26 protein-coding genes and 2 pseudogenes are annotated in these 25,924 nt (G+C 61.6%); 16 read left to right on the top strand and 12 right to left on the bottom strand.

From position 1 onward, the window contains the following. Nucleotides 1-963 (top strand): hypothetical protein (locus AC0L30_RS36490; RefSeq protein ID WP_473406321.1); only part of this gene is annotated, 963 nt, incomplete at its 5' end. Nucleotides 964-1,223: 260 nt separating this feature from the next. After that, nucleotides 1,224-1,460, top strand: a complete 237-nt coding sequence (locus AC0L30_RS36485; RefSeq protein WP_354172298.1) for a hypothetical protein — start codon at nt 1,224-1,226, stop codon at nt 1,458-1,460. Between the two features lie 322 nt (nt 1,461-1,782). On the opposite strand, the gene AC0L30_RS36480 is transcribed toward AC0L30_RS36485, so the two are convergent. Together AC0L30_RS36480 and AC0L30_RS36475 are read right to left on the bottom strand one after the other, a co-directional pair. Next, entirely contained in the window at nt 1,783-2,538 is a 756-nt protein-coding gene (locus AC0L30_RS36480) for an outer membrane protein (protein WP_354172300.1), read from the bottom strand. Nucleotides 2,539-2,760: 222 nt separating this feature from the next. Then, nucleotides 2,761-3,078 carry a DUF1488 family protein gene (locus AC0L30_RS36475; RefSeq protein ID WP_473249426.1) on the bottom strand — a complete coding sequence of 106 codons (318 nt, stop codon included), beginning with the start codon at nt 3,076-3,078 and terminating at the stop codon, nt 2,761-2,763. A gap of 216 nt (nt 3,079-3,294) precedes the next feature. Here AC0L30_RS36475 and AC0L30_RS36470 point away from each other — a divergent pair. Beyond that, a pseudogene (locus AC0L30_RS36470) lies at nt 3,295-3,561 on the top strand (tyrosine-type recombinase/integrase); the annotation flags it as partial. Nucleotides 3,562-3,736: 175 nt separating this feature from the next. Here AC0L30_RS36470 and cax read toward each other — a convergent pair. Further along, nucleotides 3,737-4,618: pseudogene (cax, locus tag AC0L30_RS36465) on the bottom strand (calcium/proton exchanger); the annotation flags it as partial. A gap of 61 nt (nt 4,619-4,679) precedes the next feature. On the opposite strand from cax, the gene AC0L30_RS36460 reads away from it, so the two are divergent. Next, entirely contained in the window at nt 4,680-6,404 is a 1,725-nt protein-coding gene (locus AC0L30_RS36460; protein ID WP_473406320.1) for a DUF3631 domain-containing protein, read from the top strand. Between the two features lie 47 nt (nt 6,405-6,451). Continuing rightward, complete coding sequence (locus tag AC0L30_RS36455) at nt 6,452-6,739, top strand: helix-turn-helix transcriptional regulator (protein ID WP_354201711.1); 288 nt, start codon at nt 6,452-6,454, stop codon at nt 6,737-6,739. Nucleotides 6,740-6,920: 181 nt separating this feature from the next. Here AC0L30_RS36455 and AC0L30_RS36450 read toward each other — a convergent pair whose 3' ends face one another. Further along, complete coding sequence (locus AC0L30_RS36450) at nt 6,921-8,792, bottom strand: sensor histidine kinase (RefSeq protein ID WP_473406319.1); 1,872 nt, start codon at nt 8,790-8,792, stop codon at nt 6,921-6,923. A 13-nt stretch (nt 8,793-8,805) separates the two neighbouring features. Beyond that, nucleotides 8,806-10,146 (bottom strand): carbohydrate porin, encoded by a 1,341-nt coding sequence (locus AC0L30_RS36445; RefSeq protein WP_473406318.1) that lies wholly within the window; start codon nt 10,144-10,146, stop codon nt 8,806-8,808. Nucleotides 10,147-10,543: 397 nt separating this feature from the next. Here AC0L30_RS36445 and AC0L30_RS36440 point away from each other — a divergent pair, with 397 nt between their 5' ends. From AC0L30_RS36440 to AC0L30_RS36420, 5 genes are all read left to right on the top strand, one after another. Next, complete coding sequence (locus AC0L30_RS36440) at nt 10,544-11,176, top strand: response regulator transcription factor (protein WP_354172313.1); 633 nt, start codon at nt 10,544-10,546, stop codon at nt 11,174-11,176. 83 nt (nt 11,177-11,259) lie between these two features. Next, a complete protein-coding gene (locus tag AC0L30_RS36435) occupies nt 11,260-11,628 on the top strand; it encodes a response regulator transcription factor (protein ID WP_354172315.1) in 369 nt (122 codons plus the stop codon). A gap of 124 nt (nt 11,629-11,752) precedes the next feature. Then, nucleotides 11,753-12,463, top strand: coding sequence for an ion channel (locus AC0L30_RS36430; RefSeq protein WP_473406317.1), 711 nt, complete (start codon nt 11,753-11,755; stop codon nt 12,461-12,463). Between the two features lie 185 nt (nt 12,464-12,648). Beyond that, entirely contained in the window at nt 12,649-12,912 is a 264-nt protein-coding gene (locus AC0L30_RS36425; RefSeq protein ID WP_354172319.1) for a hypothetical protein, read from the top strand. A gap of 122 nt (nt 12,913-13,034) precedes the next feature. After that, on the top strand, nt 13,035-13,238 hold the full coding sequence (locus AC0L30_RS36420) for a hypothetical protein (RefSeq protein ID WP_354172321.1): 204 nt from the start codon (nt 13,035-13,037) through the stop codon (nt 13,236-13,238). Between the two features lie 653 nt (nt 13,239-13,891). Here AC0L30_RS36420 and AC0L30_RS36415 read toward each other — a convergent pair. Then, nucleotides 13,892-14,281, bottom strand: coding sequence for a hypothetical protein (locus AC0L30_RS36415; RefSeq protein WP_007601441.1), 390 nt, complete (start codon nt 14,279-14,281; stop codon nt 13,892-13,894). Nucleotides 14,282-14,569: 288 nt separating this feature from the next. On the opposite strand from AC0L30_RS36415, the gene AC0L30_RS36410 reads away from it, so the two are divergent. After that, on the top strand, nt 14,570-14,827 hold the full coding sequence (locus tag AC0L30_RS36410) for a DUF2798 domain-containing protein (RefSeq protein WP_007601439.1): 258 nt from the start codon (nt 14,570-14,572) through the stop codon (nt 14,825-14,827). A 50-nt stretch (nt 14,828-14,877) separates the two neighbouring features. Here AC0L30_RS36410 and AC0L30_RS36405 read toward each other — a convergent pair whose 3' ends face one another. The 3 genes from AC0L30_RS36405 to AC0L30_RS36395 form a co-directional block, all read right to left on the bottom strand. Continuing rightward, nucleotides 14,878-16,665: a chloride channel protein gene (locus tag AC0L30_RS36405; protein ID WP_007601437.1), complete on the bottom strand. Its 1,788-nt coding sequence runs from the start codon at nt 16,663-16,665 to the stop codon at nt 14,878-14,880. 12 nt (nt 16,666-16,677) lie between these two features. After that, nucleotides 16,678-17,331, bottom strand: a complete 654-nt coding sequence (locus tag AC0L30_RS36400; RefSeq protein WP_007601436.1) for an L-fuculose-phosphate aldolase — start codon at nt 17,329-17,331, stop codon at nt 16,678-16,680. 158 nt (nt 17,332-17,489) lie between these two features. Beyond that, on the bottom strand, nt 17,490-18,116 hold the full coding sequence (locus AC0L30_RS36395) for a MarC family protein (protein ID WP_007601435.1): 627 nt from the start codon (nt 18,114-18,116) through the stop codon (nt 17,490-17,492). 89 nt (nt 18,117-18,205) lie between these two features. Here AC0L30_RS36395 and AC0L30_RS36390 point away from each other — a divergent pair, with 89 nt between their 5' ends. From AC0L30_RS36390 to AC0L30_RS36370, 5 genes are all read left to right on the top strand, one after another. Then, complete coding sequence (locus tag AC0L30_RS36390; RefSeq protein ID WP_007601434.1) at nt 18,206-18,412, top strand: hypothetical protein; 207 nt, start codon at nt 18,206-18,208, stop codon at nt 18,410-18,412. A 100-nt stretch (nt 18,413-18,512) separates the two neighbouring features. Next, entirely contained in the window at nt 18,513-19,079 is a 567-nt protein-coding gene (locus AC0L30_RS36385) for a YciE/YciF ferroxidase family protein (RefSeq protein WP_354172330.1), read from the top strand. Nucleotides 19,080-19,233: 154 nt separating this feature from the next. Continuing rightward, entirely contained in the window at nt 19,234-19,617 is a 384-nt protein-coding gene (locus AC0L30_RS36380; RefSeq protein WP_007601432.1) for an Hsp20/alpha crystallin family protein, read from the top strand. Between the two features lie 8 nt (nt 19,618-19,625). Further along, nucleotides 19,626-22,031: an endopeptidase La gene (lon, locus tag AC0L30_RS36375; RefSeq protein WP_473406316.1), complete on the top strand. Its 2,406-nt coding sequence runs from the start codon at nt 19,626-19,628 to the stop codon at nt 22,029-22,031. A 5-nt stretch (nt 22,032-22,036) separates the two neighbouring features. Then, nucleotides 22,037-22,192 carry a hypothetical protein gene (locus AC0L30_RS36370; protein WP_007601430.1) on the top strand — a complete coding sequence of 52 codons (156 nt, stop codon included), beginning with the start codon at nt 22,037-22,039 and terminating at the stop codon, nt 22,190-22,192. Nucleotides 22,193-22,264: 72 nt separating this feature from the next. On the opposite strand, the gene AC0L30_RS36365 is transcribed toward AC0L30_RS36370, so the two are convergent. From AC0L30_RS36365 to AC0L30_RS36355, 3 genes are all read right to left on the bottom strand, one after another. After that, nucleotides 22,265-22,567 carry an HU family DNA-binding protein gene (locus AC0L30_RS36365; protein WP_007601427.1) on the bottom strand — a complete coding sequence of 101 codons (303 nt, stop codon included), beginning with the start codon at nt 22,565-22,567 and terminating at the stop codon, nt 22,265-22,267. Nucleotides 22,568-22,923: 356 nt separating this feature from the next. After that, nucleotides 22,924-24,156 carry an acetyl-CoA C-acetyltransferase gene (locus tag AC0L30_RS36360; protein ID WP_219678774.1) on the bottom strand — a complete coding sequence of 411 codons (1,233 nt, stop codon included), beginning with the start codon at nt 24,154-24,156 and terminating at the stop codon, nt 22,924-22,926. Between the two features lie 146 nt (nt 24,157-24,302). Beyond that, a complete protein-coding gene (locus AC0L30_RS36355; RefSeq protein ID WP_473406315.1) occupies nt 24,303-25,766 on the bottom strand; it encodes a GH1 family beta-glucosidase in 1,464 nt (487 codons plus the stop codon). Nucleotides 25,767-25,924: the final 158 nt, after the last annotated feature.

Raw genomic sequence — 25,924 nt, 5'->3', positions numbered from 1 at the left:
AACCTGACCCAACTCCTCATGCCGGCAACGACACTCCGGCCGCCTTCGTCGGAACAGGTGGCCGCCTTCGATCGGAATGCATGGTCGCGTTCAATCGGAATCCCTGGCCGCAATCCCCGGAATCCGCAGCTATTCGTTTGGATTGCCGATGGCGGTAGCGGCTATCAGGGTTTGCTCCCGATTCCTTCGCCTGGCTGGGAGGCAAGGCACTTGTTTGATTGGTGGCAACCCAGAAAGCGGCTCAGGAAGCATTCCGACTACAAAGCGGGCGGTCACCGCTTCTTCGGACCGCACGTTATCCTCGATGAATTGCGCCGCCACGTTCCTCGATATCTCGATGAGGTCGATCAGGGCGAACTGATCTATCCAGCGTGCAAGCGGACATTGTCGGATTTGAACGGTGATGTTCGCTCGGTTTGGGATCACACCCGGCTGGAAGCGATGCGCTATGTAATGATGGTGCCAAGGGCTGACTTTGACTTACTAAGCGATGCAGACCGGCAAATCGAAATGATAGACGCTTACCTCCTCCAGCGTCCTCACGACGAGACCGTGGTCGATTTCACGGGAACGGCGGCGACTGATTTTTCGATTGCTATCTTGGCTGGTCTCAATTGGCTAACACATTGCGCCAAATTGGCCGGCGTTCAGCCAAGTAAGCAGTTGGGCACTATTCGTCACTTCAGAAGTCTCGTCACGCTTGCTCACAGGTGGTGGTTAACTGAGGGTGCTGGCGAACGCTCCAGTCAACTGTTGGCGAATGGAGAGCAGCCACCACTCATGTTCTACTTGATATGGTCCGACTACACGAGGCTCGCAAAGCACATCGCTGCCGCCACAGTTTTCGGATCGTCGATCAACCGTGCAGCAAAACTGGTAGCGTTGCCTGCCGATCTTATTCCCCGCTTTGAGGCTGCGCGGGATCCCCTCGAATTGGATGCCGACATAGCGCAACCCCGCTAGCGTTTTGCGCTACGATCCTGTTCAGAGCGATGGCAGCCCACCAAGAGTTCGCTCGGACTGAACTGTTGCAGGCACCGGGTAAACGGTTGTTTGATTGTCGCAGATCGAACATCTAAAGCGCCGGAACGAATTAAACTATCGGATTTTCGCTGCAACGCCAGCGTGTGCGGTTCGTGCGTTTCGGACGAAGGGCGGGACCTCTCCGGGGCGGTTGGCCGGGATTGATTTCGGTCAGGTACTGGTACCAGTTATTGCCTCACATGATCCAAATCAACGATGCCCGCGCGACGGCCGCCAAAGAAAGGCGCATGCGAAACATCGTGGACGAAGCTGGCGAGATCGTTGCGATGGCATCGGATGAGCATACGCTGATCGGCGGTCACCACCGCCTCGCGGTGGCGGCGAGCGCCGGTAAACAACTGTACTGGAAAGATACCGGGGAACCCGTGAAACTTGATCCGTTTTTCAAGGGAAGTTCTCGTCGACATACAGCCTGATGCGCAGGGAGCGTGACGCGTATAGAAGGCAATCATCACGTCGGCGCTGCCTTTCGTGCGTCTGATAAGCGTGAGCCGGTCTAGCGCACTTTTCCTCGCGCTCTCGGCGCACCGCTCCGCTCGCGGTTTTTTTGGATTTGAGCCATGTCTTCGATCCTCCGCCGCGGTTCGCGGCGGGTCATTAGCCGGTGCAGGGGACAGAGCTAACCGAGGGCTCGATTGCGGGTGGCGGGTCTGAGGACTTTTAGATTGTACCCTCCAACAAAAAAGGCCGGCATTTCTGCCGACCTTCGTTTGCTGGAGAACTCTAAATAACGCGAGATCAGTACTTCGCGACGACCGGGCTGCCGTAATTGCCGAAGCGGTAGTTCACGCGCACCGTGAGCATGTCCACGTCCTGCGTGATCCGGTCGTTCACAAATCCAGCAAGAGCGGGAGGGGCCGTGAACGAATTATTGCGGTGCCCCATGAACAGATGGTCGTACTCAATACCGGCTGACCAATTCGGCGCGAAGCCATACTCCCAACCAACACCCACGGTGCCACCCCAGCGGGTCGCGCTTTGCGCCACGAGTTCAGTGCCGAAAGCGTTTTCGAGGACGCTGAAGCGGTTGTCCGTCACCGCCGCGCCGCCCTTCACGTAAAACAGTGACGCATTCCAAGCGTAGCCGATCTGACCGGTGAAGAGGCCGATGGCACTGGTTTTGGTACGAGTTGAGAGCGCAGGATTGATGAGGCTGACGCGCTGGTTGCTGAGATCCGCCCAATCGCCCTGCGCTTCCAGACCAAACACCCACTGGCTGGATTGCCAGCGATAACCGAGCTGGCCACCAATGACGCCACCGGACCGATCGCGGCAGCCAGAAGCGAAGGCCACGCCAGCCGCGTCAAGGAAATCCACGCAATTGTGGTTCTGCGCCCAGCCGCCATTGCCGCCGATATAGAAGCCGGTCCAGTTGTAGATCGGGGCAACGTAGGGAGCCGGCGCAGCCTTCATCGGCATGTCGGCAGCCGAGGCTGGCACAGCCATTCCGAGAGCAAGCACGCCTACCGTGCCTAGTAAAAACTTCTTCATCATTAAATCCCCACTTGTTATGCGCTTCAGGCGAAGCGGTCATTGGCACGACTGCCGATCGATCTATGGTGGCACGATAGGTGGAAATCTCCCAAAGACCTGTATCCGATGGACAACACTCAAGACCAAAGTGAGCATTCGTCTAAGCTGATGATTTGTTTGTATTTTTTTGAGTAAAGTCACTCATTCGGCGGAGATCGCGGCGAATAGGCGCTATCCGACCGTTCAGCTACTTCCCGGCTTTATCGTATGACGTCTGCCGAAACGGCTGGTCGGAATGTGTTTCGAAAAAATACTGACCACCCTTGTTTTCTCATTGGATGATTGGTCGAACAGTGCGGACGCTATGGCTTCGATCAGCACGCGACGAGCCTTAAATTCAGCAAGCAAGTCCCCCTTCGAGCCTCTCCGGCGATCAGCCAAGTCGCTAAGCGCGGCAGTGCTAATTTGGCATTGCACAATTTGCTGTCCATTCCTCATCGTAAACTTGAACGCCATCAGGTCGGCATCATACCCAATGGCCTTTCCTCTCCTCAGCGGCATGAACCCGGTCCCCTTTTCCCAACGACCCGTGAAGCGGACCGCGCGGTGGGCTGCCAGGTGAGCATCTATAAGGCGCGGCAACTGACCTTCTTGAGGCAACGGAGCAAAGCATGTCCTCAGCGGTTTGCAAATTCGAGACCTGCTGGGATCGCGGGTGACGTCACCGAGATCGACCCGGTCTTGGTATTGCAGCGCAGCACGCCTTCCGTTCGCGTCCTTCACGCGGAAACATTGCTCCTCCTCCAACTGGCAAGAAGTCGGGAGAATACTTGGTTCACTGGCCGGCGGCGGAGTGGGCATATGACGACGCGCCAGTACGCCCGACTCCTATCTCACTGGATCGTTGATATCGGACTGGATCCGCACCTGTTCGGGACGCATTCGCTTCGCCGGACCAAGGCAACCTTGATCTATCGCCGAACCGGCAACCTGCGAGCCGTACAACTCCTGCTGGGGCATACCAAGATCGAGAGCACCGTTTGATACCTAGGCATCGAGGTCGACGACGCCCTCGCGATAGCAGAACAAGTTGACGTCTGATTTCGGGGGCAGAGCAGACGTGCTCTACGCTGCCCTCACAGACGGCTCCGGGCCAACAACGGACTCACTCACAAACGGCACGGCGCCGACGGACGGTGATGAAAAGGAGGTGTTGGCGTCACCCAATCTCCTGGCTCGCTGGCGGGACCACGTACAGCGTCAACGCAAAGACCGCGTAGATGAAGATAAGCAGGGCGCCGACGAACCAGGCCGAGCGCCCGCTGCTCGTAATGAAGCTCGCGGTCACGGTCGCAATCATCACCATGGTGACGGCGCCCGGCCAGAACTGCAGGCTCATTGGCGACGGTCCGACGACATAGCTGAGCAGCACCAGTGCGGGTGCGACGAACAGCGCGATCTGGGAAGCGCTGCCGAGCGCGATGCTGACGCTCATGTCGAGGCGGTCCTTGCGCGCCGCAGAAAATGCCACGGCAAACTCGGCGGCGGCGCCGACCATTGAGACGATGATAAACCCGACAAAGGCTGGGCTCATTCCAAACGTTTCCGCCGCCTTCTGTACGGACTCGACAAAAATCTCACTCACTAGTGCAACCAACAAAGTGACGACGAGCAGCGTGCCGACCGCAAGGCCAATCGGCCAATGTTCCTCACCCTCGCTATGGTCCGCACTTGCGAACAATTCCTTGTGGGTCTTCAGTGAGAACAGCAGGCCGAGCGCGTAAGCGATGATGAGCAGTATGGCGAGACCGACGCTGAGCTTCCGCATGACAGCCTCGCCTTGTACGAGATCGAGGTCGGCGACCGCCGACGGGGCGAGCAGGGCGACGGTGGCCATCAGCAAGAGACCGGAGTAGAGCCGCGCGCCGGCACGATTATATTCCTGGACGTGATAGCGCAGGCCGCCGAGCAATAGACAGGCACCGAGCATGAACAGGGCGTTGGTGACAATCGCACCGGCAATCGACGCTTTCACGAGCATATACTGGCCGGCCTGAAGCGCGGTGATCGCAATGATCAGCTCCGTTAGGTTTCCCAGCGTCTAGCGCGACATTCTCGCCGGGCATTCGCTCCACGACAATCTGCGCGATCTCTCCTGCAAGATGATCTATGCCGGGATGGAGCCTGGTGCCGTCGTTAATTTCCTGCGCGGGTTAATGGAGCAGTCCAACACTCCGCGTGATGACCGCCGGCAGGAGCGCCTCGCCGACATCCCGCGCCTCGTCGAGGGCGCCGTGAAGCTGAAAGCCGAGGCCGGCAGGCTTGTGCGCCGCAACGCCGGGGCACCTGCTGAAGCCGGCGCCGCGCTCCTCGAGGACGTGCGTGGCTTCCTGTGCCGGTTCGTCAGTTATCCCTCCGTGCACGCGGCCATCGCGCATACCCTCTGGGTCGTACACACGCACCTGATGAGCGCATGGGAGAGCACCGCGCGGCTTGCATTCCTTTCGCCGGAACCTGGGTCGGGCAAGACTCGCGCCCTGGAGGTGACTGAGATGCTGGTGCCAAGGCCCGTGCATGCCACGAACGTTTCACCCGCCTACCTGTATCGGAAGTGCGGGGGCGAAGGTGGACCGCCGACCATCCTGTTCGACGAGATCGACGCAATCTTCGGACCGAAGGCGCGGGAGCATGAGGACGTTCGGTCGTTCCTCAACAGCGGTCACCGCCGCGGCGCCACCTTCGGTCGTTGCGTCATCTACGGAAAGCGCGTCGAGACCGAGGACGTGCAAAGCTTTGCCGCCGTCGCGCTGGCAGGGCTGGGCTGGCTGCCGGACTCGATCATGACGCGCAGCGTGGTCATCCGGATGCGGCGGCGCGCGCCCAACGAGCACGTCGAGGCTTTCCGGCACCGCACCCACGCCCCCGTTGGTAGGAATCTCTTCCTCCGGCTCGAAGACTGGGCGGCAGCCAGCGCAGGCCACGCCGAGGCAGCGCGGCCGGAAATGCCCTCAGGCATCGAGGACCGGACCGCAGACCTGTGGGAGCCGCTGCTGGCGGTTGCAGACCTTGCGGGTGGCGAGTGGCCTGAACTGGCGCGCAAAGCAGCCGTCGCGCTGGTTGCCGCCGCGACTACCGATACACCACCGAGCCTGAACATCCGCCTACTGTCTGATTTGCGGACGATTTTCGCCGCAGCCGACGCGGCGATCCAGATGACCGTCCCGAAAGGGCTTCCAACTAAGGCAATTCTGGAGGCGCTGCACGCGCTCGAGGCAGCCCCGTGGAGCCACCTCAAGGAGCCCTTCAACGACCATTCCCTGGCGAGCCGGCTGCATGGCTACGGCATCAAGTCCGACAAGCTCCGGCCGCATGGGGCGAACCAGTGCAAGGGCTACCTCCTCGCCGATCTGGAAGATGCGTGGCGGCGCTATTTGCCCCCTCCCGTCTCTCTCAGTCCCCGAGAAGGCGTCACAACCGTCACAAGCGTCACAAGCGAGGCTGTTCAGGGGGGAGCGTGTGACGCTTGTGACGGTTGCAGCGTCACCGGCAAGGATCATCCGTCACATCACAATGCTCAGGCTACAGACGCTGTGACGGATGTGACGGATGTGACGCCTTTTCCGGGCGGCACAGAGAGGCCGACGAGGCTTGCAGCGGAAGGTTCCGAGAAGGGCCTGAGCGTTCACTTCATCCGCGAGCTCGCCGAGTGGTATCTGGGCAAAGTCGAGGAAGAGCGGCTGGCGACAGGCACGCTCCGGCAGGCGGCACTGGATGCCGAACTGCGCGCGATTCTCTCGGACCACGGTGTTTTCCCCGAGTTCATCGAGATCGAGTCCGAGCGCGTGATGCAGGTCGTTTGCGCCCCCCTGGAGTGCACGGCCAAGTAATGAAGACGCGGACCAGGTCTACCGGCCCGTCGAGATGATGGAAGTACATGATGACCGCAAAAAAGGTAGCACTCGCCGAAGCCGACACCGAAGTGGTGCACATCACCGCTGCGCGCCGCATGCTCACCGAAGCTCAGGTGTTGGACATCATCCCGGTGAGCCGCACCACGCTGTATCGCATGGAGAAGGCAGGTCGCTTTCCGAAATGCACCTACATCAGCCCGAACCGGCGCGTCTGGTATGAAGACGAGATCGTGGCTTGGCAGAATGCGGTTGATGAGTTCGATCCGCGTCGGGCACGGGGCAAGGGCCGGCGCGCCGGCGCTGTTCGGTAGCCTTGCGAAGACGCGCTGAAATTTGTTCTTTGACCTATACGATTCGCCTGGGCTTTCCGGAGCATGGTCTGAAAGGTGCCCGCATCCACACGCCCCTTTCCTCCTCCATCAGCAGGAGAACCGGGTCGCCTTTGGATGGATCGGCTCGACCACTGCGCTTGGCGCACGGCTGCCGTTTGGGTCAACCGACAATGGGAAGCCTGATCCGGAACGTTGCGCCGCCGTGATCGCGATTTTTTGCCGAAATGAACCCGTTGTGCGCCTCGATAATGGTGCGGGCGATGGACAGCCCCATGCCCATGCCTTCCGCCTTGCTGGTGAAAAAAGGTTCGAAAACCTGGTTTAGCTTGTCTTCGGAAATACCGGGCCCGCGATCCGAAACGGATAACTGGGCGAACTCCTCAACGCGCGAAGTCCGGATGCTGATGCTGCGATGTCCAGGCGGCGTATCCTTCATCGCCTCGATGCCGTTCATTACAAGGTTCAGAACAACCTGTTGAAGTTGAATGCGGTCACCGACGATCGGAAGCGCATTCGACATGGTCAGACTGGTCAATTCGATCTGTCGTGCGATGGCCAGTGCTGAAAGAAAATCTACGGTTTCCCGCACAACATCGTTGAGGTCCAATTGTACCGGGTCGAAGGGGGCCTTTTTCATCAGGCTTCGTATCCTTCGGATGACTTCGCTGGCGCGCTGATCATCCCGTAGAATATCGCCCAGGATTTCGCTTAGTTCGGCAAGGTCCGGATTGGGAGATTTAAGTATCGCCTGTGCCGTTTCGGTATTCGTCAGAATGGACCCTAGCGGCTGATTTATTTCATGGGCAATCGACGCGGTAAGTTCGCCAGCGGTTGAGAAGCGGTTGACGTGGGCGAGTTCTTTCATTCGCTGCCGCGCTTGTACTTCCGCCAACCGACGCTGACGATGTGCATTGAGCAGGGCCAAGATTAACCCAGCTTGGGCGAGAAGAACGGCAACTATCAGCACGATTTGTGAGGAATAACGCTGCCATGCAGTTTGCTCCCGAAACAGGATTTCGCTCCCAGCCGGCAGGCGGCTCTCGCTGATGTTCCAGCGCTGAAGTAGTCGCCAATCGTATTTCGGTGCTGAGAAGCCGACGGGATTGATGCCGCTGATCTTCTCGCCTCCCAACATGCGCACGGCAACAGCAGCCATTGATTGGGCGCCCTCAGCCGGTGAAAACATCGGACCGCCTACGACCTGACCGACAAAATAAGACTGATCGAACGAAAAAATGGGAGCGTTGGCGACTTCATAGATGCGCCTCAATGGCTCCTTGTCTCCATAGACGGCACCTGCACCGTCCACCGCTAGCTGCTGATAAAAAAGTGCAGTGTGCGGTGGCAAAGTCGCAACTGCTTTCAGTATATCCGCTAACGGCTGCTCGCCGAAAAAGATTAACTCAACTTTGTTTTTCTTCAGCAGTGGACCGACTATCCGTTGGCTCTCGGCAGCCCAAAAGCGCTCACTGGGGGAGCTTCCGAGGATGATCGCGATGGCTTTTGTCTCCGGCAACAGCCGCAAAATGTTTTCAAAAGCCGCGACTTGATCGTATCGCACCCCGGCCAAAGCGTCCCGCTCGGACAACATGGATGGCTCAACCCGCCGCACCTCGACTGCCGCAAGCAGCATCGGCGTCGTCGGATAGAGGTCTGGCCTGTGCTGCTGGACGAAGAGGGCAGCGGGGGCACCAAGAGCGACGATCAAATCTGGCGGCCGTTGAGTATAGAGCGCCTTAAGATACTCAACAAATTTCGCATCGGCGGCGTCGTCCCCGTCCAGCGCCGTGACGAGCGAGTGTTCCTGAATGTTCAGCGGCCAAGGCGATTGTTTGTTGAGTTCTCTCTGTATTTCTCTGCTCCACGCGGCTCCCTGCTCAAAATTCGGACCGAATGTATGAAGCAGCAAAATCTTTTTCGGTTGGCCGGCAATCTGGCCAGACAGGGTTTGGGCGGTTGTGCCCCCTATCGAGACGACAAGCACGACAACGGCAGCGACCCACACACAAACGTGCCGCTTTAGCGAGGTCATCGCGATGGTCGCCTCACCAGTACATCGTCGCATTGGCTAACACGTTAAGGGCACTCCCGGTCTGCGGCGTATAGACCACCGGCGTGGGGTTATTGGTGTACCCGAGCCCGATGCCCACACGGATGCCGGGCGCAACGGGTGCATAATAGGCTGCAGTTATCGAAAAATTGTCAGTATGCGCGAGCTGGCCGCCTCGCACGGCGGCATCGACCAGATATTGGCTGAAGACATTGCGGGAGACAACCAAGGATACCATATCGCCTGGCCGGGACGGCAGCAGACCTATGCCATAGAGGCGTGCCTCATAGTACTCGCTGACGCGATTAAATTCCGGCGGAGCGTACATCGCGGTTAGCCCAGCGTACCACCCCCTTGCCGCCTGACCTTCGACTGGAACAAGTTGGACAAATTGTCGATCCGCCAGAAGATAGGCTGCGTAATTCCCGGCATTCCGACCGCCGAATTCGAAATCGACATACTTGCTGGTGTTGATGATAGCTGCGGCACGCACCCAGGTCGCAAGCTGGCCGGGAGCGGCCTCCTTGCGATAGCCAACCTCGTTGATCGCGAGGAATCCACTGTTCGGCGTCGACCAGTCCAGGCCGGTCGGGTTAGCGGTCTTCTCGGCGAAGGGACCATCCGGGCTGCTCGCCACCTGCACACCGAATTTGTCATATAGCCCCTCCGGGCCGTTGACCTTGATGTTGATCGCCGGTTTCGCCCAGGCCCAGGCGCTTAGACCCGCCGCGACCGGAATCTGTCCGCTCGGTCCAAAGATGCTGGACGACAAATTGCCTGCCAGAAATGGTCCCCAATACTCAACGACATTGGCCAAATATCCAACCTTCAATTCCACCTGCCGGTTCAGGAAGGTCTGATAATAGCTGAGTGTCGCAAGGCTAAATGCGTTCGGCCCGGCCGGTGCCCAGCTGTCGTAATTGTAGATGCCGCCGACCGCGATCTGACCGTCGGAAATCCCGTATCTGCTGAGGTCGTAAGTCATCTGCATCACGTTATTCGTGAAGAAGGTTGGCTTCTGGCCATTATAGACCTGCTGGCCAAACGTGTTCCGTTCGGCGGGCAGCATGTTGTCGTAAAAGTTGTTGTTCGTGTAGCCGACGTAGCCGATCCCGAGTGCCGCGAGACTTGATCGGATGCCGGCGAAATCGGGATCGACGGTGTCCTGCGGGCCAGGCAGCGCCACGATGAGCCCCTTGATCCGAAGCGACTGAAAGTCAACCTTTGGCGCGACTGGCGCGGGGCCGAATGCGGTGTCTTCTGTCAGCTCCGCAGCATGACAGGTCGCCCGCAGAAGGAAGCCAGCACAAATCGATAATGCGAACGCCTTCAACATGCAGTCCCAATCGCAATGCGAGGTGCACCATCGCTGGCACGGCTGGTGCAAGGCCGCAGGTCCGCCAAATCTCGCATCGTCATACGCCGTATGACTTACCTGACCATCGATCATAATTTGGTAGCGATCCGCAACGCAACCTGGAAAACGTCCGGTTGAATCTCTGATAGAGTGCCATCGCCCGGTTTTCGCGCCTTGGCAGGGCACGGTAGTAGCTGTCGACCGTCCATGCGGAGTGTCGCCATCGTCAGGGCAGCGCGGCACGACGGCGTGGCACAAACCGCATTGAGACTTTGGTAGTAGATCGCAGCGACAGATCAGCTATGCCTGAACAAGGGCCAAACGACACTTACTCTCCCCGAGTTGCGCGGTACATTTTTGCAGCGAAAGAGGACCGATGTTTGGGCTCGTGCATATTGTCGACGATGATCCGTCATTCCGGGGGGCCATGGAGCGGCATTTGAAGCACGCCGGTTACCAGGTCGCAGTCTATGCGTCAGCGCAGGAGTTGCTCGACCGACTGCCGAGCGACGGCAGTCCGGGTTGTATTCTTCTCGACGTGCAAATGCCCGATCTGGACGGCCCGGCCTTGCAAAAAACATTGGGCGAATTCGGCTCGGCATTGCCGATCATATTTCTCTCCGGTCATACCGACATTCCTATCACCGTGCGGGCCATAAAGGCGGGCGCTCGGGATTTCTTGAGCAAGCCGGTAAGCTCCGAAGACCTTCTTCGCGCAATCGCAGGAGCGTTGGCACATCATCAATCGACATTAGATCTGCAAAACAAAGTAAGTGCGACCCGTGCTCGTCTCGCTACATTGACGCCGCGCGAGCGACAGGTCTTCAACTTCATCGTTCGGGGCAAAATCAACAAGCAGATCGCTCACGCGCTTGGAACAACGGAGCGCACGATCAAAGCTCACCGTCACGGTGTGATGGAGAAAATGCAGGTCCGGTCGTTAGCTGAGCTGGTATCTCTTGCCGAGAGGATCGGCGCTCTTTCCCCAAACACGGAACACACGCCCTGAGCTGAAAGAAGTATCTTAGGTAAACGCCACGGCTCCGCAGAGCCGCTAGCGATTATGCCCCGGAAGCGATCAGAGGTCCCGGAGTGCACAGCAGGCAAGTCATAGTCGTTGACGACGATCCCGGAATGCTAAGGGCTGTACGGCGGCTGCTCCGCCAACATGACTATAAACCGCTCCTCTTCTCGTCTGCCGAAGATCTGGAGCAGCACGCCGACATCGCCAACGCACTCTGCATCATCTTGGACATCAACCTCAACCTGCGATCCGGGATCGACCTGCGACATCAACTCAAAGCGCGAGGCGTTTTGGTCCCCGTCATTTTCATCACCGGCAATGAGACCCATTCCGTTCGCGACGCCGCACTGCTGTCCGGATGCGTCGCATTTCTAACGAAGCCGTTCTCAGCGCACGAGCTGATCGAACCGCTCAAACAGGCTGCGGCAGGCCACTAACCCATTCACTGAGCGCGCCCGGGTTTGCTCCCGTTCCCTTGATCTAGGTCAACGAGACTGAACTTTCGTCCTGAATTGTACAAAGGTGCAGCGCTGCGGTCAGCGCCAGGCCTTAGGAACATCGATGAAGACGCCCGTAAGCGAGCTGCGCCGTTTGCGCGGAGAACGCATTGACTGGCTGCTCTCGGTGCTCACGGGAGTGCTGGCATTACTGATTTTTGTCTTCGCCCCGCTACAAGCAATGGGCATTACCGCCTTTCATCTGTTTGCGGATGGCCTGTTGCTAGCGATCATCGTCAGCATGGTGATCATCTCCAACAATCCGACTGCTCTCGTTCTGATGTCGCTCGCGCTCGTTTTCAACGTCGCCGTATTCTTCCTGCGCATTTACTACCCAGTACCGTACCACCTTCACATTTTGGCCGGCGCATGGCTGGTCATCGCCTGCACGTTAGGCGTTGTCGTGCTTCAGGCCGTATTCAGGCGAGGTCTCGTTACATTTCACCGAATTATCGGAGCGATCCTTCTGTACCTTTTGATTGCGGTGGCCTTTGCAACGCTGTTCCTGTTTGTAGGGCTGGCGGCTCCCGACGCAATCAAGGGAATAGCTTTCGAGGACGATCATTCGGTCGCCGCATCGCTTTTTTACATGAGCTTTGTCACGCTTACGTCGACTGGGTATGGAGACATCGTTCCGGTGCATCCGTTGGCACGAAGTCTCTGCAACATCGAGAGCGTGATCGGTCAGCTTTATCCGGCAACGCTTCTCGCGAGGCTCGTCACCCTCGAGCTCGGCAGTACGGGCTCAGCGAGTAAGCTCACGCCTACCACCTGAGCCGCAGGAGCTGCACCGACACGTGTGCGCTGCGCTCACCTCTTGTGTGGGGTTCCCGCGTCGCTAGGCGAACGCTTGGTTGATCTGTGTCAACGCCGGCGATCCTTTAGCGGACACGCTGCGTTGCAGCCGCACCAGAGACGGCGTCCGTGTATCTCTTGTGCAGGCACAAAAGGGAGACCCGCATGCATCCCAAGAAGCGTCTTTCGATCCAGTCAGCGACAATTAGCGGGATTGCTGCTAGCGCCCTCTTGGGCCTTGCAGGTCTCACGCTGAATCCAAGCCCAGCCAATGCAGTCGTGTATTGCCAATACACTGCCTACCCGGCGGGTTGCGTTGCTCGGGCCGGTGTGGTGCTGGGTGCGCGTCCAGTGGCCCGCGCTGCGGTACGCCATAATGCCGGTGGCAATGCCAATGGTGGCGTCAACCGCGTCGGCGTGCGGCGATAAGCCAGTTTGCAGGTGACTGGGCAGAAAGGAGCTGTCGCGGTCATCTCGGCCCGGAGGACCGGGACCGATGACGAGCAGCGGCCTCGCGGTATGAAGTACACGTGGTAACGTTTGAAGTGCCCATGGATGGCACGCTGCAAAGACGGCGACATCCGCGCCTGACCAAGACGTTCGTCACTGAAGCAGAAGCGCGGGATTTTGCGCGAGCGAAATTCGCCGAAGGATTGATTGTCACTGCAGGCACCATCATCCCGCACCTGCCGAGAGTGTCGATTCCGTCGCAGGAGATTCCAGCGTGGTTTGAAGCTGACCAAGTAAATGACTGATCAGCGTGCCAGCAAGCCGGGAGCTTGAGGATGTCGGAGCCGAAACAGGTCCGTCGTCGCAACGCACTCGCTTTCCTTGGAAACGGAAGGGTGTTTGAACCACCATGTGAAACTAGGGCCTAATAGGGCCCGGCGGTTTCAGGCCGGACCAAGCGCCCGGTGGCGATCCTTACAACCCCCTCAATGATCGAGGGTTTTCAGGTTCCAACCCACCAGAAATCACTGGACGACAGGACCACACGGTTTTGCCGTACGCACGGCCCGCCATTTCACCACCGGTTTCGACGACGTTGTGCACGTTGCCGCCGACCTGATGACGAGACGAAGCCTAGCAGCGCCGCTCGTCGGAACGAAGCCTCGGGCTCACGGAGAGCAATCCGCCCTGCCCAAACCTCTCGCACCCGAACGCTGCCGCGTCCACCGCAAGCCCGGCTCGCGAATATGACGACCACAAGATCGCCCCTCAAGGATGAGCCGGGATGGGCGACACATACGCCAAAACCGAATTTCGGTAAAGTGGAATATTTTTTCAAGAGAGGATTGACGCACCCGCGACACAGGTCGCGCAATGAGACGCCTCGCGCAGAAGCAACAAGGGGCGGTGCAAAACACCGCCCCTTGGCGCGAAACGAGACTGCGGCGAGGACAGGCGCCTAATACGGCTGATAATAGCCACGCGGACCATAGTAGGGACCGCCGCCGTAATATCCCTGGCCGCCGTAGTAAGGACCGGGGCCGTAATTATAGCGGTCCTCGTAGTACTCTTGGCGCCTGCTCTCTGCGATCGCGCCGCCGATCAGACCTGCCGCCACGCCCATGAAGGCGAGGCCTGCAGCGTTCGGACCTCGTCGATAGTAGCGGTGGCGGCGAGCGGCGCTGAAATCGGTGGCAGCCGGAGCGGCCGGGCCCGCGGCAGCGGCCTTGCTGGGTGCGGGCGAGTTGGCAGCCGAAGGCGTGACAGAGGCCGCAATCAGAACAAGACTTGCGAAAGCTGCCAACGCAACGTTGCGGCCGGCTGCAGAAATCATCGGTCCCTTATTCATCTTGACCTTCCCTGTTCTCGCTCAAAGCGACATCATCAAACAAGATTTAATGCGCAAGCTACTGAAATGGTTTCGTGATCGCGGCAATCTGCCACGCTTTGAACGATTGTAAACCGAACGACCAGATCCAGCTTGAACCATCCAACATGAGCGGATAATGAACAGCCGCACCGTTTTTCGGTCGCCGTAAGCGTTTTACGTGAACCAACGCATCAACCGACGCCGTCGGGATCGATGCCATTCTTGGGTTCACCGTGACTGACGCGTCCTATTCCAAAGAGAAACCAGATGATTGCGGTTCGCAAACTGCCGGCGCGCTATGCGCCGATCGTGATGCCATTTGTGCTGTCCGTCCTCATGACGGCCGTGGTGTCGATCATTTCCACCCTTCGAAGCCTCGGCGCAACGCCGGCGTTCCTCGCGACCTGGCCGGGCGCCTGGGCGCTGTCATGGCTCGTCGCCTTTCCGACGCTGCTGATGGTGCTGCCGCTGGTCCGCCGGATCGTGGCGGGCGTCGTTGCGGCTCCCGCCCAACCGAGCCGATAGCAGGCGCGGACGGCGGCGCGTGACGCACGCCGTCCCGCTTCCGCGTGACTTTACGACAGCGCCCCCAGCACGCCGCGCGTTGCCTTGTCGATCTCCTCGACATAGCGGCGGCGGGCGAAGGTCTCGGTGAGGAAGCCGACCACTTTGCGGCTGTCGGTGGAATCGACGACTGCCAGCATCTCGGCTTCCGCCTCGTCGAACACCGCCATGGCCGACTTCACGTTCATTTCGGGGATCAGCACGATCTCGGTCAGGCGCGCGAGCTCGATCACCTGGATTTCGTCGGCGATGGTGTCGAGATCGCCGGAGAACAGGTCGGGCAGCAGGACGAGACCGACATATTCGTCCGCATTGTTGACGATGACGATCCCGGGCCGCGAGCCCAGCGCGAATTCGCGGCGGACCGCGGCGATCGTCGTGGTCGACGGCACCTTGCCGACATCGGAGCGCATCAGCCGCTCGACGGTGAGGTTGCGCAGCCAGCCGACGTCGTTGGCGCTACGAATGGTCTCGCCGCGCAGATGCAGGCGCCAGGTCGAGAAGGAGTGTCCGAACATGAAGCGGACGCAGATCGAGGTGACGATGCAGCCGGCGAGCACCACGGCGGTGACGTCGACGTTGCGGGTCATCTCGAGCACGAGGAACGACATGGTCAAGGGACCGCCGACGATGGCGACGCCGAGCGTCGCCATGCCCGTGAGCATCGCGACCAGCGGATCGATCACGAAGTTCGGGCTGATCAAGAGCAGCACCGCCGAAAAGAACTTTCCGATCAGGCTGCCGACGAACAGCGAGGCAAAGAACAGCCCGCCGCGGAAGCCGGAGGCGAGCGAGATCAGGCAGGCCGTCACCTTCAAGGCGATGATCAGCGCGATCAGGCCGATCGTCATGTCGTGAAAGAGATCGAGCACCATCGCGCCGTGGCCGGCCGCCAGCACCTGCGGCGTGACAATCGCAAAGCCTCCGACGATGAGGCCGCCGATCACCGGGCGCAGCCAGACCGGCAGCCATTTGAACAGGCGCTCGAACATCGAGGACGAGCGCATCACGGCGATGCCGACGCCGCTGGTGACGAGCGCGAGCCCGATCAGCGCCAGATATTGCTCGACGCCGACGGCGCTGACCTTGGGTATTTCGAGCGAGTATGGCGCGCCGCCGAGCCATTGCGCGGTCAGTGCACCCGCGAGCGAGGCGGCGAGGATTGGCGCAGCGCTGCCGACCGAATAGACGCCGACGATCAGCTCGCAGGCGTAGAAGGCGCCGGTGATCGGCGCACCGAAGGCGGCCGCGATCGCCGCAGCGGCACCGCAGCCGACGATCAGGCGCAGATCGTTGCGGCGCAGATTGAAGAACTTGCCGAGCAGCGAGGCGATGCCCGAGCCGATCTGGGTATAGCCGGCTTCGAGGCCGACGGAGGCGCCGCAGCCGTTCGAGATCAAGGTCTGGCTCGACACCACCACGCTGTCGCGCATCGACAGATTGCCGCCACGCAGCGCGTTCGCCTCGATCGGATCGACCGCGCTGGAGAGCTTGAGCCTTCGCCGCCACCACTCCATGATCCCGAGCGCCAATCCGCCCAGCGCGGGCGCGATCAACGCGGCCCAGGGACTGACGCTGGTATTGGCGGACAGGCGAACGTCGATGGGAATGCCGTAGATCACCATATGGGCAATCTGCGCAATCTCGGCCATCAGCGTCACGATGGCGCCGGCGAGCGTGCCGATCACCAGCGCCAGCGGGATCAGATAGAATTCGTTGCTGCGCAGCAGCGCCCGCAGCCGAACCATGACGCGGTTCGTCCCCTTGCGGTCGGCGAGATGTCTGATCCGCAGGAACACTTTTGGCCCGCCCTACCCTTCCGACATGCCGTAACCGGACATGCGCTGGCGGACCCGCTCGATCTCGGCACTCGACAGCAGCGGCGGCTCTCCGATCTGGAGACAGCCGTGATATTGCCGCGCCAGCGTCTCGACCTCGACGGCGAGCCACATCGCCTTGTCCAACGACTTGCCGATCGCGATCATGCCGTGATGGTCGAGCAGGCAGGCAAGCCGGCCCTCCAGCGCCCGCACTGCATGTTCGGACAGCTCCGCCGTTCCGAAGGTGGCATAGGGCGCGCAGCGGATGCTGTCGCCGCCGGCGGCTGCGATCATGTAGTGCACGGGCGGGATCTCCAGGCCCATGATCGCCAGGATGGTGCAATAGGTCGGATGGGCGTGGACGACGGCGTTGACGTCTGGCCGGGCCTTCAGGATGTCGAGGTGGAAGCGCCACTCGCTTGACGGCTTCTGATCGGGCGCGTGCGAGCCGTCCATCGCCATGAACACGATCTGGTCCGGCGTCATGGCGTCGTAGGGCACGCTGGTCGGGGTGACCAGAAGCCCGTCCACATGCCGGACGCTGATATTGCCCGAGGTGCCCTGGTTGATGCCGAGCGCGTTCATGCGGCGGCAGGCGCCGATGATGGCCTGTCTCTTGTCGAGCTCGTCCGCTGTCATCGACATCTCGATTTCCTGACGATGGGCGCCTGTCAGACGGGGAGTACGTCAAGCATTATGGCAGCGCAAGAGAAAGCGGACCGGATCGCGCGCGATCGCGCCAGCCGCCTCATGGCATCATGAAATAAACATGAAAATCAACGCATTAACAGATTGTCGCAGCTCTACGGCAAGCTCGCCCGGACGGCCGCGATGCCGTTGATCACGAACTGCACCGAATAGGCCGCGAGCAGCATGCCGAGCACGCGCGAGAGGACGGCGTTGCCGGTGCGCCCAAGGCTCCGCGCGATCATGTTCGCGGAGACAAAGCAGAGCATGCAAAGCAGGCACACGGAGAGCACGACCGCGATGATGATCGCGAGCCTCGGCCCGTAGCCGGCATCGCCCGTCAGGAGCAGCGTGGTCGCGATCGCGCCAGGACCGGCCATCATCGGGATCGCCAGCGGGAATACCGCGACGTCGGAGGCATGCTCGGAGCTTGCCTTGTCGGCCTCGCGGGCCTCCCGATGCGGACGGTCGCCGAAGATCATCTGGTAGGACACGCCGAACAGCAGCAGTCCGCCGGCGATCTGGAAGGCGGGGATGCCGATCCCGAGCTGGCGCAGCAGCCAGTTTCCAATCAGGGCGATCACCACCAGGATCGACGCCGCAATCAGTGGCGCGCGCAGCGCGATGGTGCGTTTGGTCTTGTCGGGCATGCCTCCGGTCGCGGCGAGGAAGGCCGGCGCAAGGCCCACGGGATCGACCACGAGCAGCAGCGTCACGAACGCAGACAAGGTGAAGTCGATCATGTCTCGGTGGGCCCCCTGGACGCAGGAACGATGGCTGGCGGACTGACTTAGCCCGGCAGAACCGCTTTGAAAATCACCGGAGATGCACAATGAGCGACAGTGGAATTGGAATGTTGCTGGGTCACCTTTCGGGCAACCTGCTCTGGCTCTGGTTCATCGGAGCCTTCGTGCTCGGTGCGGTCCTGGTCTACGGCGTGGCGAAGGCGGGGCGCCTGCGGCGCCGCGAGCGCGCACAGCTCGACCGCAACACCGAGGCGCGGCAGCGGCAGGAAGATCCCTACAAGCGTCCGACCTGAGCGCAGGTTGCCGTTTGGAACTTTCGTTCTCCGAAAGCTTTTGATCGCCTGAGGATTGCGGAAGGCGATGCCTTCGCGTGTCACCTCAAGAGGAGGATGTATGGCCAAGAAAGCAAAGAAGCGCACAACCAAGAAATCGTCGACGGGCCGCGCCCGTCAGGCGCCGAAGATGTTGAGCGACCTGTTTTTCGAGACGCTCAAGGACATCTATTTCGCCGAGAACAAGATCATCAAGACCTTGCCCAAGATGGCCAAGGCCGCCAACTCGAAGGAGCTCGCGGCGGCTTTCAACAAGCATCTGCGCGAGACCCAGGGCCAGGTCAAACGTCTGGACCAGATCTTCAAGATGTTGGGCAAGCCGGCCCGCGGCAAGCCCTGCGAAGCGATCAACGGCATCACCGACGAAGGCGCCGAGATCATGAAGGAGTTCAAGAACGCTCCTGCGCTCGACGCCGGCCTGCTCGCAGCTGCGCAGGCGGTCGAGCATTACGAAATCTCCCGCTACGGCACGCTGCGCACCTGGGCCGAGGAGCTCGGCATGCAGGACGCGGCAAAGCTGCTGCAGGCGACGCTGGACGAGGAAGAGGCGACCGATCACACCCTGACCGAGCTCGCCACCTCCGTGATCAACCTCGAGGCGGAAGAGGAATACCGCCAGGCGGCCTGAGCCCCACGTGGCGTGACGACGAAACGCCGCGGCCGGAAGGCCGCGGCGCTTGTGTTTTCGGATCGCACGATCCGCATGGCACCTGCGCGCCGCCGGGCTGGAATTCTCGGGAACCGGCCCCATATTCAGCGTTCCCCACCGCCGAGCCCGCATCATGCAACCCAAAAATCCCCTCGACTGGATGCTGTCCGAAGCCCTGGACTCGCTGACTCGCGCCGAACGGCTGCGCCAGCAATTCGGCCGCCAGGAAGCGTGCTGGGAGCCACCGATCGACGTGCTCGAAACCGAGCATGAGCTTCTGATCCTGGTCGCGCTTCCGGGTGTCAATCCCGACAATGTCGAGACTGTCATCCATGACGGCGTGCTCGTGATCTCCGGCCAACGCACCCTTCCGCCGGAGCTTCGCAACGCCCGCATCCACCGGCTCGAACTGCCGCAGGGGCGTTTTGAGCGCCGCATTGCATTGCCCGTTGGCCGCTACGCCATCAGCCGCTTCGTGATGGACGGCTGCGTCGCGCTGCGCCTCGCCAAATCCTGAGGTCGATCATGGCCACCGAACCAATGAATACCGCACCGACCAATCCCCAGAGCAATTCCGACGTGAAGATTCCCGAAGACGCGCTGATCATCATCCCGGTGCGCGAGATGGTGCTGTTCCCCGGCGCCATCGCGCCGATCGCGATCGCGCGGCCGAAGTCGGTCGCTGCCGCGCAGCAGGCGCTGCGCGAGCAGCGGCCGGTCGGCATCGTCCTGCAACGCAGCCCCGAGACCGAGGAGCCCGGACCGGACGACCTCTATCGGGTCGCGACCATCGCCAACATCGTGCGCTACATCACCGCACCCGACGGCACCCATCACATCGTCTGCCAGGGCGTGCAGCGCGCGCGCATCCTCGACTTCCTGCCGGGGACGCCGTTCCCGGCCGCGCGGATCCAGCAGATTCCGGAGCCGACCACGAGCACGCCCGAGATCGAGGCCCGCGGGCTCAACCTGCAGCGCCAGGCCATCGAGGCGATCGAGCTGCTGCCGCAGGCGCCGCCCGAGCTGATCGCGATGTTCCAGGGCACCACCGCGCCCGGCGCGCTGGCGGACCTGGCGACCTCGTTCATGGACATCAAGCCGCAGGACAAGCAGGAGGTGTTGGAGACCATCGACCTCGCTCTGCGTGTCGAGAAGGTGTCGAAGCATCTGGCCGAACGGCTGGAGGTGCTGCGCATCAGCAACGAGATCGGCCAGCAGACCCGCGCCAGCTTCGACGAACGGCAGCGCGAGGCGATCCTGCGCGAGCAGATGGCGACCATTCAGCGCCAGCTCGGCGAAGGCGACGGCAAGGCGGCCGAGGTCGCCGAGCTGACCGCTGCCATCGCCAAGGCCAACATGCCGCCCGAGGCCGACGCGCATGCGAAGAAGGAGCTGCGCCGCTACGAGCGCATGCCGGAGGCCGCCGGCGAGGCCGGCATGGTCCGCACTTACCTGGACTGGCTGATCGAGCTGCCGTGGGCGCTGCCCGCGGAGAAGCCGATCGACATCAAGGAAGCGCGCCGCATCCTCGATGCCGATCACTTTGGCCTGGAGAAGATCAAGAGCCGGATCATCGAATATCTGGCGGTGCGCAAGCTGGCGCCGCAGGGCAAGGCGCCGATCCTGTGCTTCGTCGGACCGCCCGGCGTCGGCAAGACCTCGCTCGGTCAATCCATCGCACGCGCGATGGACCGTCCCTTCGTGCGCGTCAGCCTCGGCGGCGTGCATGACGAGGCCGAGATCCGCGGCCATCGGCGCACCTATATCGGCGCGCTGCCCGGCAACATCATCCAGGGCATCAAGAAGGCGGGCACCCGGAACTGCGTCATGATGCTGGACGAGATCGACAAGATGGGTCGCGGCGTGCAGGGCGATCCTTCCGCCGCGATGCTGGAGGTGCTCGACCCCGAGCAGAACGGGACGTTCCGGGACAATTATTTGGGCGTGCCCTTCGACCTGTCGCGCGTTGTGTTCATCGCGACCGCCAACATGCTGGACCAGATCCCAGGTCCGCTGCTGGACCGCATGGAGCTGATCAGCCTCACCGGCTACACCCAGGAAGAGAAGCTGGAGATCGCCAAGCGCTATCTGGTGCGGCGGCAGCTCGAGGCCAACGGCTTGACGGCCGAGCAGGCCGAGATCGAGCCGGAGGCGCTGGAGCTGGTCGTCAACGGCTACACCCGCGAAGCCGGCGTGCGTAACCTCGAGCGCGAGATCGGCAAGCTGTTCCGCCATGCCGCCGTGCAGGTCGCCGAAGGCACGGCTGCCAAGGTCGTCGTGACGCCGAAGGATATCGGCACCGTACTCGGCCAGCCGCGCTTCGAGGGCGAGATCGCGCAGCGCACCAGCATTCCAGGCGTGGCCACCGGCCTTGCCTGGACGCCGGTCGGCGGCGACATCCTGTTCATCGAAGCCTCGCGGGTATCCGGCCGCGGCGGGATGATCCTGACCGGCCAGCTCGGCGAGGTCATGCGCGAGAGCGTGCAGGCTGCGATGACGCTGGTGAAGAGCAAGGCCACGCAGCTCGGCATCGATCCGCAGCTGTTCGAAAAGAGCGACATCCACGTTCACGTGCCCGCAGGCGCGACGCCGAAGGACGGGCCGAGCGCGGGCGTTGCGATGTTCACGGCGCTGACGTCCCTGCTCACCAATCGCACGGTGCGCAGCGACACCGCCATGACCGGCGAGATCTCGCTCCGCGGCCTGGTGCTGCCGGTCGGTGGCATCAAGGAGAAAGTGGTGGCGGCTGCGGCCGCGGGGCTGAAGCGGGTGATGCTGCCGGCGCGCAACAAGCGGGACTACGACGACATCCCGAAGAGCGCGCGGGACAACCTCGAATTCATCTGGCTGGAGCGCGTCGACGAAGCCATCGCCGCGGCGCTCGAGCCGGCCGAGGCCCAAGCCGATGCCAAGGTCGAAGCGGCGGAGTGAATGTGATGAAGAAACTGCTGGAAAGAGCGAAGCGATCGCGGCAGGCGCAGCGGCTGCGGCAGTTGCTCGATCGCGCCATCGACGGGGTTCGCGATGCGCTGGCGGCATCAGGACCGCGGCTTCAGCCGGTCCCGGTCCGCGCGAAGCGCCGCAAGGGTTGAGCCCTCCGTCTCAAGTCCTCGCGACAGCCCCGAACAAAAGGCCCCCTCCTACGGGAGGGGGCCTTTGCGTCGTTAGCCCACGGCGTCCTTGGCGGCCTTGACCGGGCGGGCGCGAACGATCTTGCGGGCCGGCTTGGCCTTGAACATCATCTCTTCGCCCGTGAACGGGTTGGTGCCCTTGCGTGCCTTGGTCGCGGGCTTCTTGATGACCACGAACTTGGCGAAGCCCGGTACCAGGAACAGCCCGTTCTTCTTGAGCTCCTTGTGGCCGACGTCGGTCAGCGTCTCCATGACGCTCTTGACGTCACGCTTGGAAAGCTCGGTGGTGGTCGCGATCTTTTCGATCAGCTGCGATTTCGACATTTGGGTGGCCATCGTGTCTCCTCTGATTCGTTGACGGCTGCATATTAGACCAACCGGTGAAGGCCTATAGCCTTCTGCACAGTTTTGTCGGGGTTTTACGGGCTTTTTTGGCCCTCTGTGGCAAAAAACCCTGCTTTTTAGCCACTTCCGGAGCGGGAGAAGCCTCAGGCAGCGGATTTTACCTTGTTTCAAAGGCCCGCACGCAGCCTTGCTAAAGCTGATTCGATGCTTTCGACAAGCGACGACCGGCCTCTTTGTCGGAGTCCGGTCGCGATTCACCCTGGAAAATAAGCCTAGATCGTCGTGATGCGGCGATCGCGGGGACTTTTTTCCCTTATCTTTACAGAGCGCGACGAGCTTCGCTCGCGCTAGATACGTTCGATGATGACGGCCGGGGCCATGCCACCGGCCGCGCACATGGTGACGAGACCGCGCTTCAAGTCGCGCCGTTCGAGCTCGTCGAGCACGGTGCCGATCAGGATCGAGCCGGTGGCGCCGATGGGATGGCCGAGTGCGATCGAGCCGCCATTGACGTTGACCTTGGCGCGGTCGAGTTTGAGGTCGCGGATGTATTTTTCCGCAACCACGGCAAAGGCCTCGTTGATCTCGAACAGGTCGATGTCGTTGATGGTCAGCCCCGCTTTCGCCAGCACCTTGCGCGTCGCCGGCACCGGCGCGTTCAGCATCAGCGTCGGCGAGTCCCCCATGTTGGCCATCGCAACCACGCGGGCGCGCGGCTTGAGCCCATGCGCCTTCGCGTAAGCAGGCGACGCCAGAAGGATCGCGGCCGCGCCGTCGACGACGCCGGACGAATTGCCGGCGTGGTGCATGAAGTCGATCTCGAGGTCGGGGTACTCCTGCAGGATCAGGCCGCGATAGGTCGTGCCCTTGTCGTCGAGCGCATGGTCGGCGACCGCAGGGAATGCCGGCTTCAACGCGCTCAGCCCTTCCATCGTGGTCTGCGGCCGCGGATATTCTTCATGGTCGAGCGCGAGGCTGCCATCCTCGCGATGCACCGGCACGAGGCTGTTCTTGAAGTGGCCGTTCGCGATCGCGTGCGCGGCGCGCTTCTGGCTTTCGAGGCCGAGCGCGTCGACGTCCCTTCGCGTGATGCCTTCCAGCGTTGCGATCGCGTCGGCGCAGACGCCCTGATGCGACTGCGGATGCCGCGCACGCAGGCGCAGATTGCCGTTGTCCATCATCATCGGACCGCCGCCGCGCCGGCCTTCCATCGACATCATCTCGCAGCCGCCGGCGACGACGAGGTCTTCCGCGCCCGCCATGATCGAGCTTGCAGCCATGTTGACGCTGGTGATGCCGCTTCCACAAAAGCGATCCAGCGTCACGGCACTCGCACGCACGTCGTAGCCGGCGTCCAACGCCGACATGCGGCCGAGATCGCCGCCTTGGGTTGCGACCTGTGCGCTGCAGCCCCAGATGATGTCGTCAACGTCGCCGGTATCGATGCCGGTGCGCGCCGCGAGCGCGCGCAGCACGGTTGCTCCCAGCTGCTGCGGATGAATGCCCGAGAGCGCCCCCTTGCCAGGCTTGCCGACGCCCCGCGGAGTTCGGCAGGCATCAATGATAAGTGCGTCGGTCATTGGCGTTTCCTCTTTTTGAATGGTTAGAGGCGTTTTGAATCAGGAGGCGAAGGGAGTCAATGCACGCTGGCGGAACCCCTCACCCTGTCTCCTCAGCGCGAGCCAAGCTTGTCGCGCCCCAGCAAGAACGGGGCGCGGGAGAGCAATCACACCCCCGCCGCGTTCTTCGCGATCACGTTGCGATAGAAGCTGGCGCTGAGTTTCGGCGTGCGCACCTGCGTGTCGAAATTGACGTGGTAGAGCCCAAAGCGCTTGTTGAGCCCGAACACCCATTCAAAATTGTCCATCAAGCTCCAGAGGAAGTAGCCGCGCACCGGCACGCCTTCGGCGGTGGCGCGCTGGAGCTGGGCGAGGTAGTTGCGCAAATACATGATGCGGTCGGTGTCGTAGATCTTGCCGTCAGGCGTCACGACGTCGTCGCCGGAGGTGCCGTTCTCGCTGATATAGATCGCGTCCGTCTTCCAGATCTTCGCCGCCAGCTTCGGCACCCAGTAGATCGTCTCGGGACCGATGCGCAGCCAGTCCGAATTCATGTGCGGGAACGATTTCGGGATCGGCAGCGGCATGAAGCCCGCGCCCTGGTCGGAGGCCACCACGTAGTTCTGCGGCGCGTAGATGTTGAGGCCGAGGAAATCGACCGGCGAGGAGATGATCTTCAGCTCCGCATCGGTGTATTTCGGCGCGTCGCGCCCGGCGAACTTCAGGAAGGCGTCGGTGTACTGGCCCGTCATGATGACGTTGAGATAGCCGGCGTTCATTTCGCGCAGCGCGATCTCGGCGGCACGGACGTTCTCCGGTGTGTCGATCGCGGGGGCGCAGGCATCGATGTTCTCGGCCGGCCCCACCCTGATGCCGCGGCGGCCATGGGCGCGTACCGCCTGCACCGCGAGCCCGTGTGCGAGCGCGCTGTTGTGCCTGATCTGGTTGACCTCGGCTTGCGGCAGCGTCACGCCGGGCGCGTCGATGCCGATGCCGTAGCCGAAATGGACGAACCGACCGCTCTCGTTCAGTGTAAAGACGTTCTTGACGCGATCGGTCAGGTGCTCGGCGACATAGGCCGCGTAATCGCCGAATATCTTGCAGGTCTCCGTCGAGCGCCAGCCGCCAAACCGGTCCTGGAGCGATTGCGGCAGGTCCCAATGATAAAGCGTCAGCCACGGCTCGATGCCGTTCTTGAGGAGTTCGTCGACCAGGCGGTTGTAGAAGTCGAGTCCCTTCGGGTTGGGCTTGCCGTCGCCGTCCGGAAACAGCCGCGGCCAGGCCACCGAGAAGCGATAAGCCTTGCAGCCGAGCTCCTTGATGAGCGCGATGTCCTCCTTGTAGCGGTGATAGTGCTCGTTGGCGCGGTCGCCGCTGCTGCCGTCTTCGATCTTGCCGGGGATGCGGACGAACTTGTCCCAGATCGAGGCCCCTCGCCCGTCCTCGTTGACCGCGCCCTCGACCTGATAGGACGAGGTCGCCGTGCCCCAGACGAAGCCCGCCGGAAAGCCGTCCCCGCTCCGTGGCGGGGATGCGGGCTTGGCGTCCGCCCCTCCGAGAGGATTGGCGATGCCGGCTGCGGACAATCCCGCCAGCGTGGCGAACTGGCGACGCGAGACCTTGTCCGACATTGATAGTGCTCCGGGGCGATGCTGTTGCGGCGGCACCATGGCGAATCGCGGGTCGTTTGAGAAGCGGGCGAGCCGAAGGCTGAGGATGCAGAATTGCCGAATGCGACAAAGTTGTCCGAAAGGGGCCACGCCGATCGTCGGCCGAGCTACCCCAAAAG

It is taken from the genome of Bradyrhizobium sp. MI1.11 (assembly GCF_055811255.1).
This window is presented reverse-complemented; position numbering and strand designations above follow the sequence as displayed.

Bases quoted from the DNA above. Each gene is read 5' to 3' on its own strand.
- AC0L30_RS36485 (WP_354172298.1), top strand. From the start codon at position 1,224: ATGATCCAAATCAACGATGCCCGCGCGACGGCCGCCAAAGAAAGGCGC.
- AC0L30_RS36480 (WP_354172300.1), bottom strand. From the start codon at position 2,538: ATGATGAAGAAGTTTTTACTAGGCACGGTAGGCGTGCTTGCTCTCGGA.
- AC0L30_RS36475 (WP_473249426.1), bottom strand. From the start codon at position 3,078: ATGCCGCTGAGGAGAGGAAAGGCCATTGGGTATGATGCCGACCTGATG.
- AC0L30_RS36460 (WP_473406320.1), top strand. From the start codon at position 4,680: ATGATCTATGCCGGGATGGAGCCTGGTGCCGTCGTTAATTTCCTGCGC.
- AC0L30_RS36455 (WP_354201711.1), top strand. From the start codon at position 6,452: ATGATGACCGCAAAAAAGGTAGCACTCGCCGAAGCCGACACCGAAGTG.
- AC0L30_RS36450 (WP_473406319.1), bottom strand. From the start codon at position 8,792: ATGACCTCGCTAAAGCGGCACGTTTGTGTGTGGGTCGCTGCCGTTGTC.
- AC0L30_RS36445 (WP_473406318.1), bottom strand. From the start codon at position 10,146: ATGTTGAAGGCGTTCGCATTATCGATTTGTGCTGGCTTCCTTCTGCGG.
- AC0L30_RS36440 (WP_354172313.1), top strand. From the start codon at position 10,544: ATGTTTGGGCTCGTGCATATTGTCGACGATGATCCGTCATTCCGGGGG.
- AC0L30_RS36430 (WP_473406317.1), top strand. From the start codon at position 11,753: ATGAAGACGCCCGTAAGCGAGCTGCGCCGTTTGCGCGGAGAACGCATT.
- AC0L30_RS36425 (WP_354172319.1), top strand. From the start codon at position 12,649: ATGCATCCCAAGAAGCGTCTTTCGATCCAGTCAGCGACAATTAGCGGG.
- AC0L30_RS36420 (WP_354172321.1), top strand. From the start codon at position 13,035: ATGGATGGCACGCTGCAAAGACGGCGACATCCGCGCCTGACCAAGACG.
- AC0L30_RS36415 (WP_007601441.1), bottom strand. From the start codon at position 14,281: ATGAATAAGGGACCGATGATTTCTGCAGCCGGCCGCAACGTTGCGTTG.
- AC0L30_RS36410 (WP_007601439.1), top strand. From the start codon at position 14,570: ATGATTGCGGTTCGCAAACTGCCGGCGCGCTATGCGCCGATCGTGATG.
- AC0L30_RS36400 (WP_007601436.1), bottom strand. From the start codon at position 17,331: ATGTCGATGACAGCGGACGAGCTCGACAAGAGACAGGCCATCATCGGC.
- AC0L30_RS36395 (WP_007601435.1), bottom strand. From the start codon at position 18,116: ATGATCGACTTCACCTTGTCTGCGTTCGTGACGCTGCTGCTCGTGGTC.
- AC0L30_RS36390 (WP_007601434.1), top strand. From the start codon at position 18,206: ATGAGCGACAGTGGAATTGGAATGTTGCTGGGTCACCTTTCGGGCAAC.
- AC0L30_RS36385 (WP_354172330.1), top strand. From the start codon at position 18,513: ATGGCCAAGAAAGCAAAGAAGCGCACAACCAAGAAATCGTCGACGGGC.
- AC0L30_RS36380 (WP_007601432.1), top strand. From the start codon at position 19,234: ATGCAACCCAAAAATCCCCTCGACTGGATGCTGTCCGAAGCCCTGGAC.
- lon (WP_473406316.1), top strand. From the start codon at position 19,626: ATGGCCACCGAACCAATGAATACCGCACCGACCAATCCCCAGAGCAAT.
- AC0L30_RS36370 (WP_007601430.1), top strand. From the start codon at position 22,037: ATGAAGAAACTGCTGGAAAGAGCGAAGCGATCGCGGCAGGCGCAGCGG.
- AC0L30_RS36365 (WP_007601427.1), bottom strand. From the start codon at position 22,567: ATGGCCACCCAAATGTCGAAATCGCAGCTGATCGAAAAGATCGCGACC.
- AC0L30_RS36360 (WP_219678774.1), bottom strand. From the start codon at position 24,156: ATGACCGACGCACTTATCATTGATGCCTGCCGAACTCCGCGGGGCGTC.
- AC0L30_RS36355 (WP_473406315.1), bottom strand. From the start codon at position 25,766: ATGTCGGACAAGGTCTCGCGTCGCCAGTTCGCCACGCTGGCGGGATTG.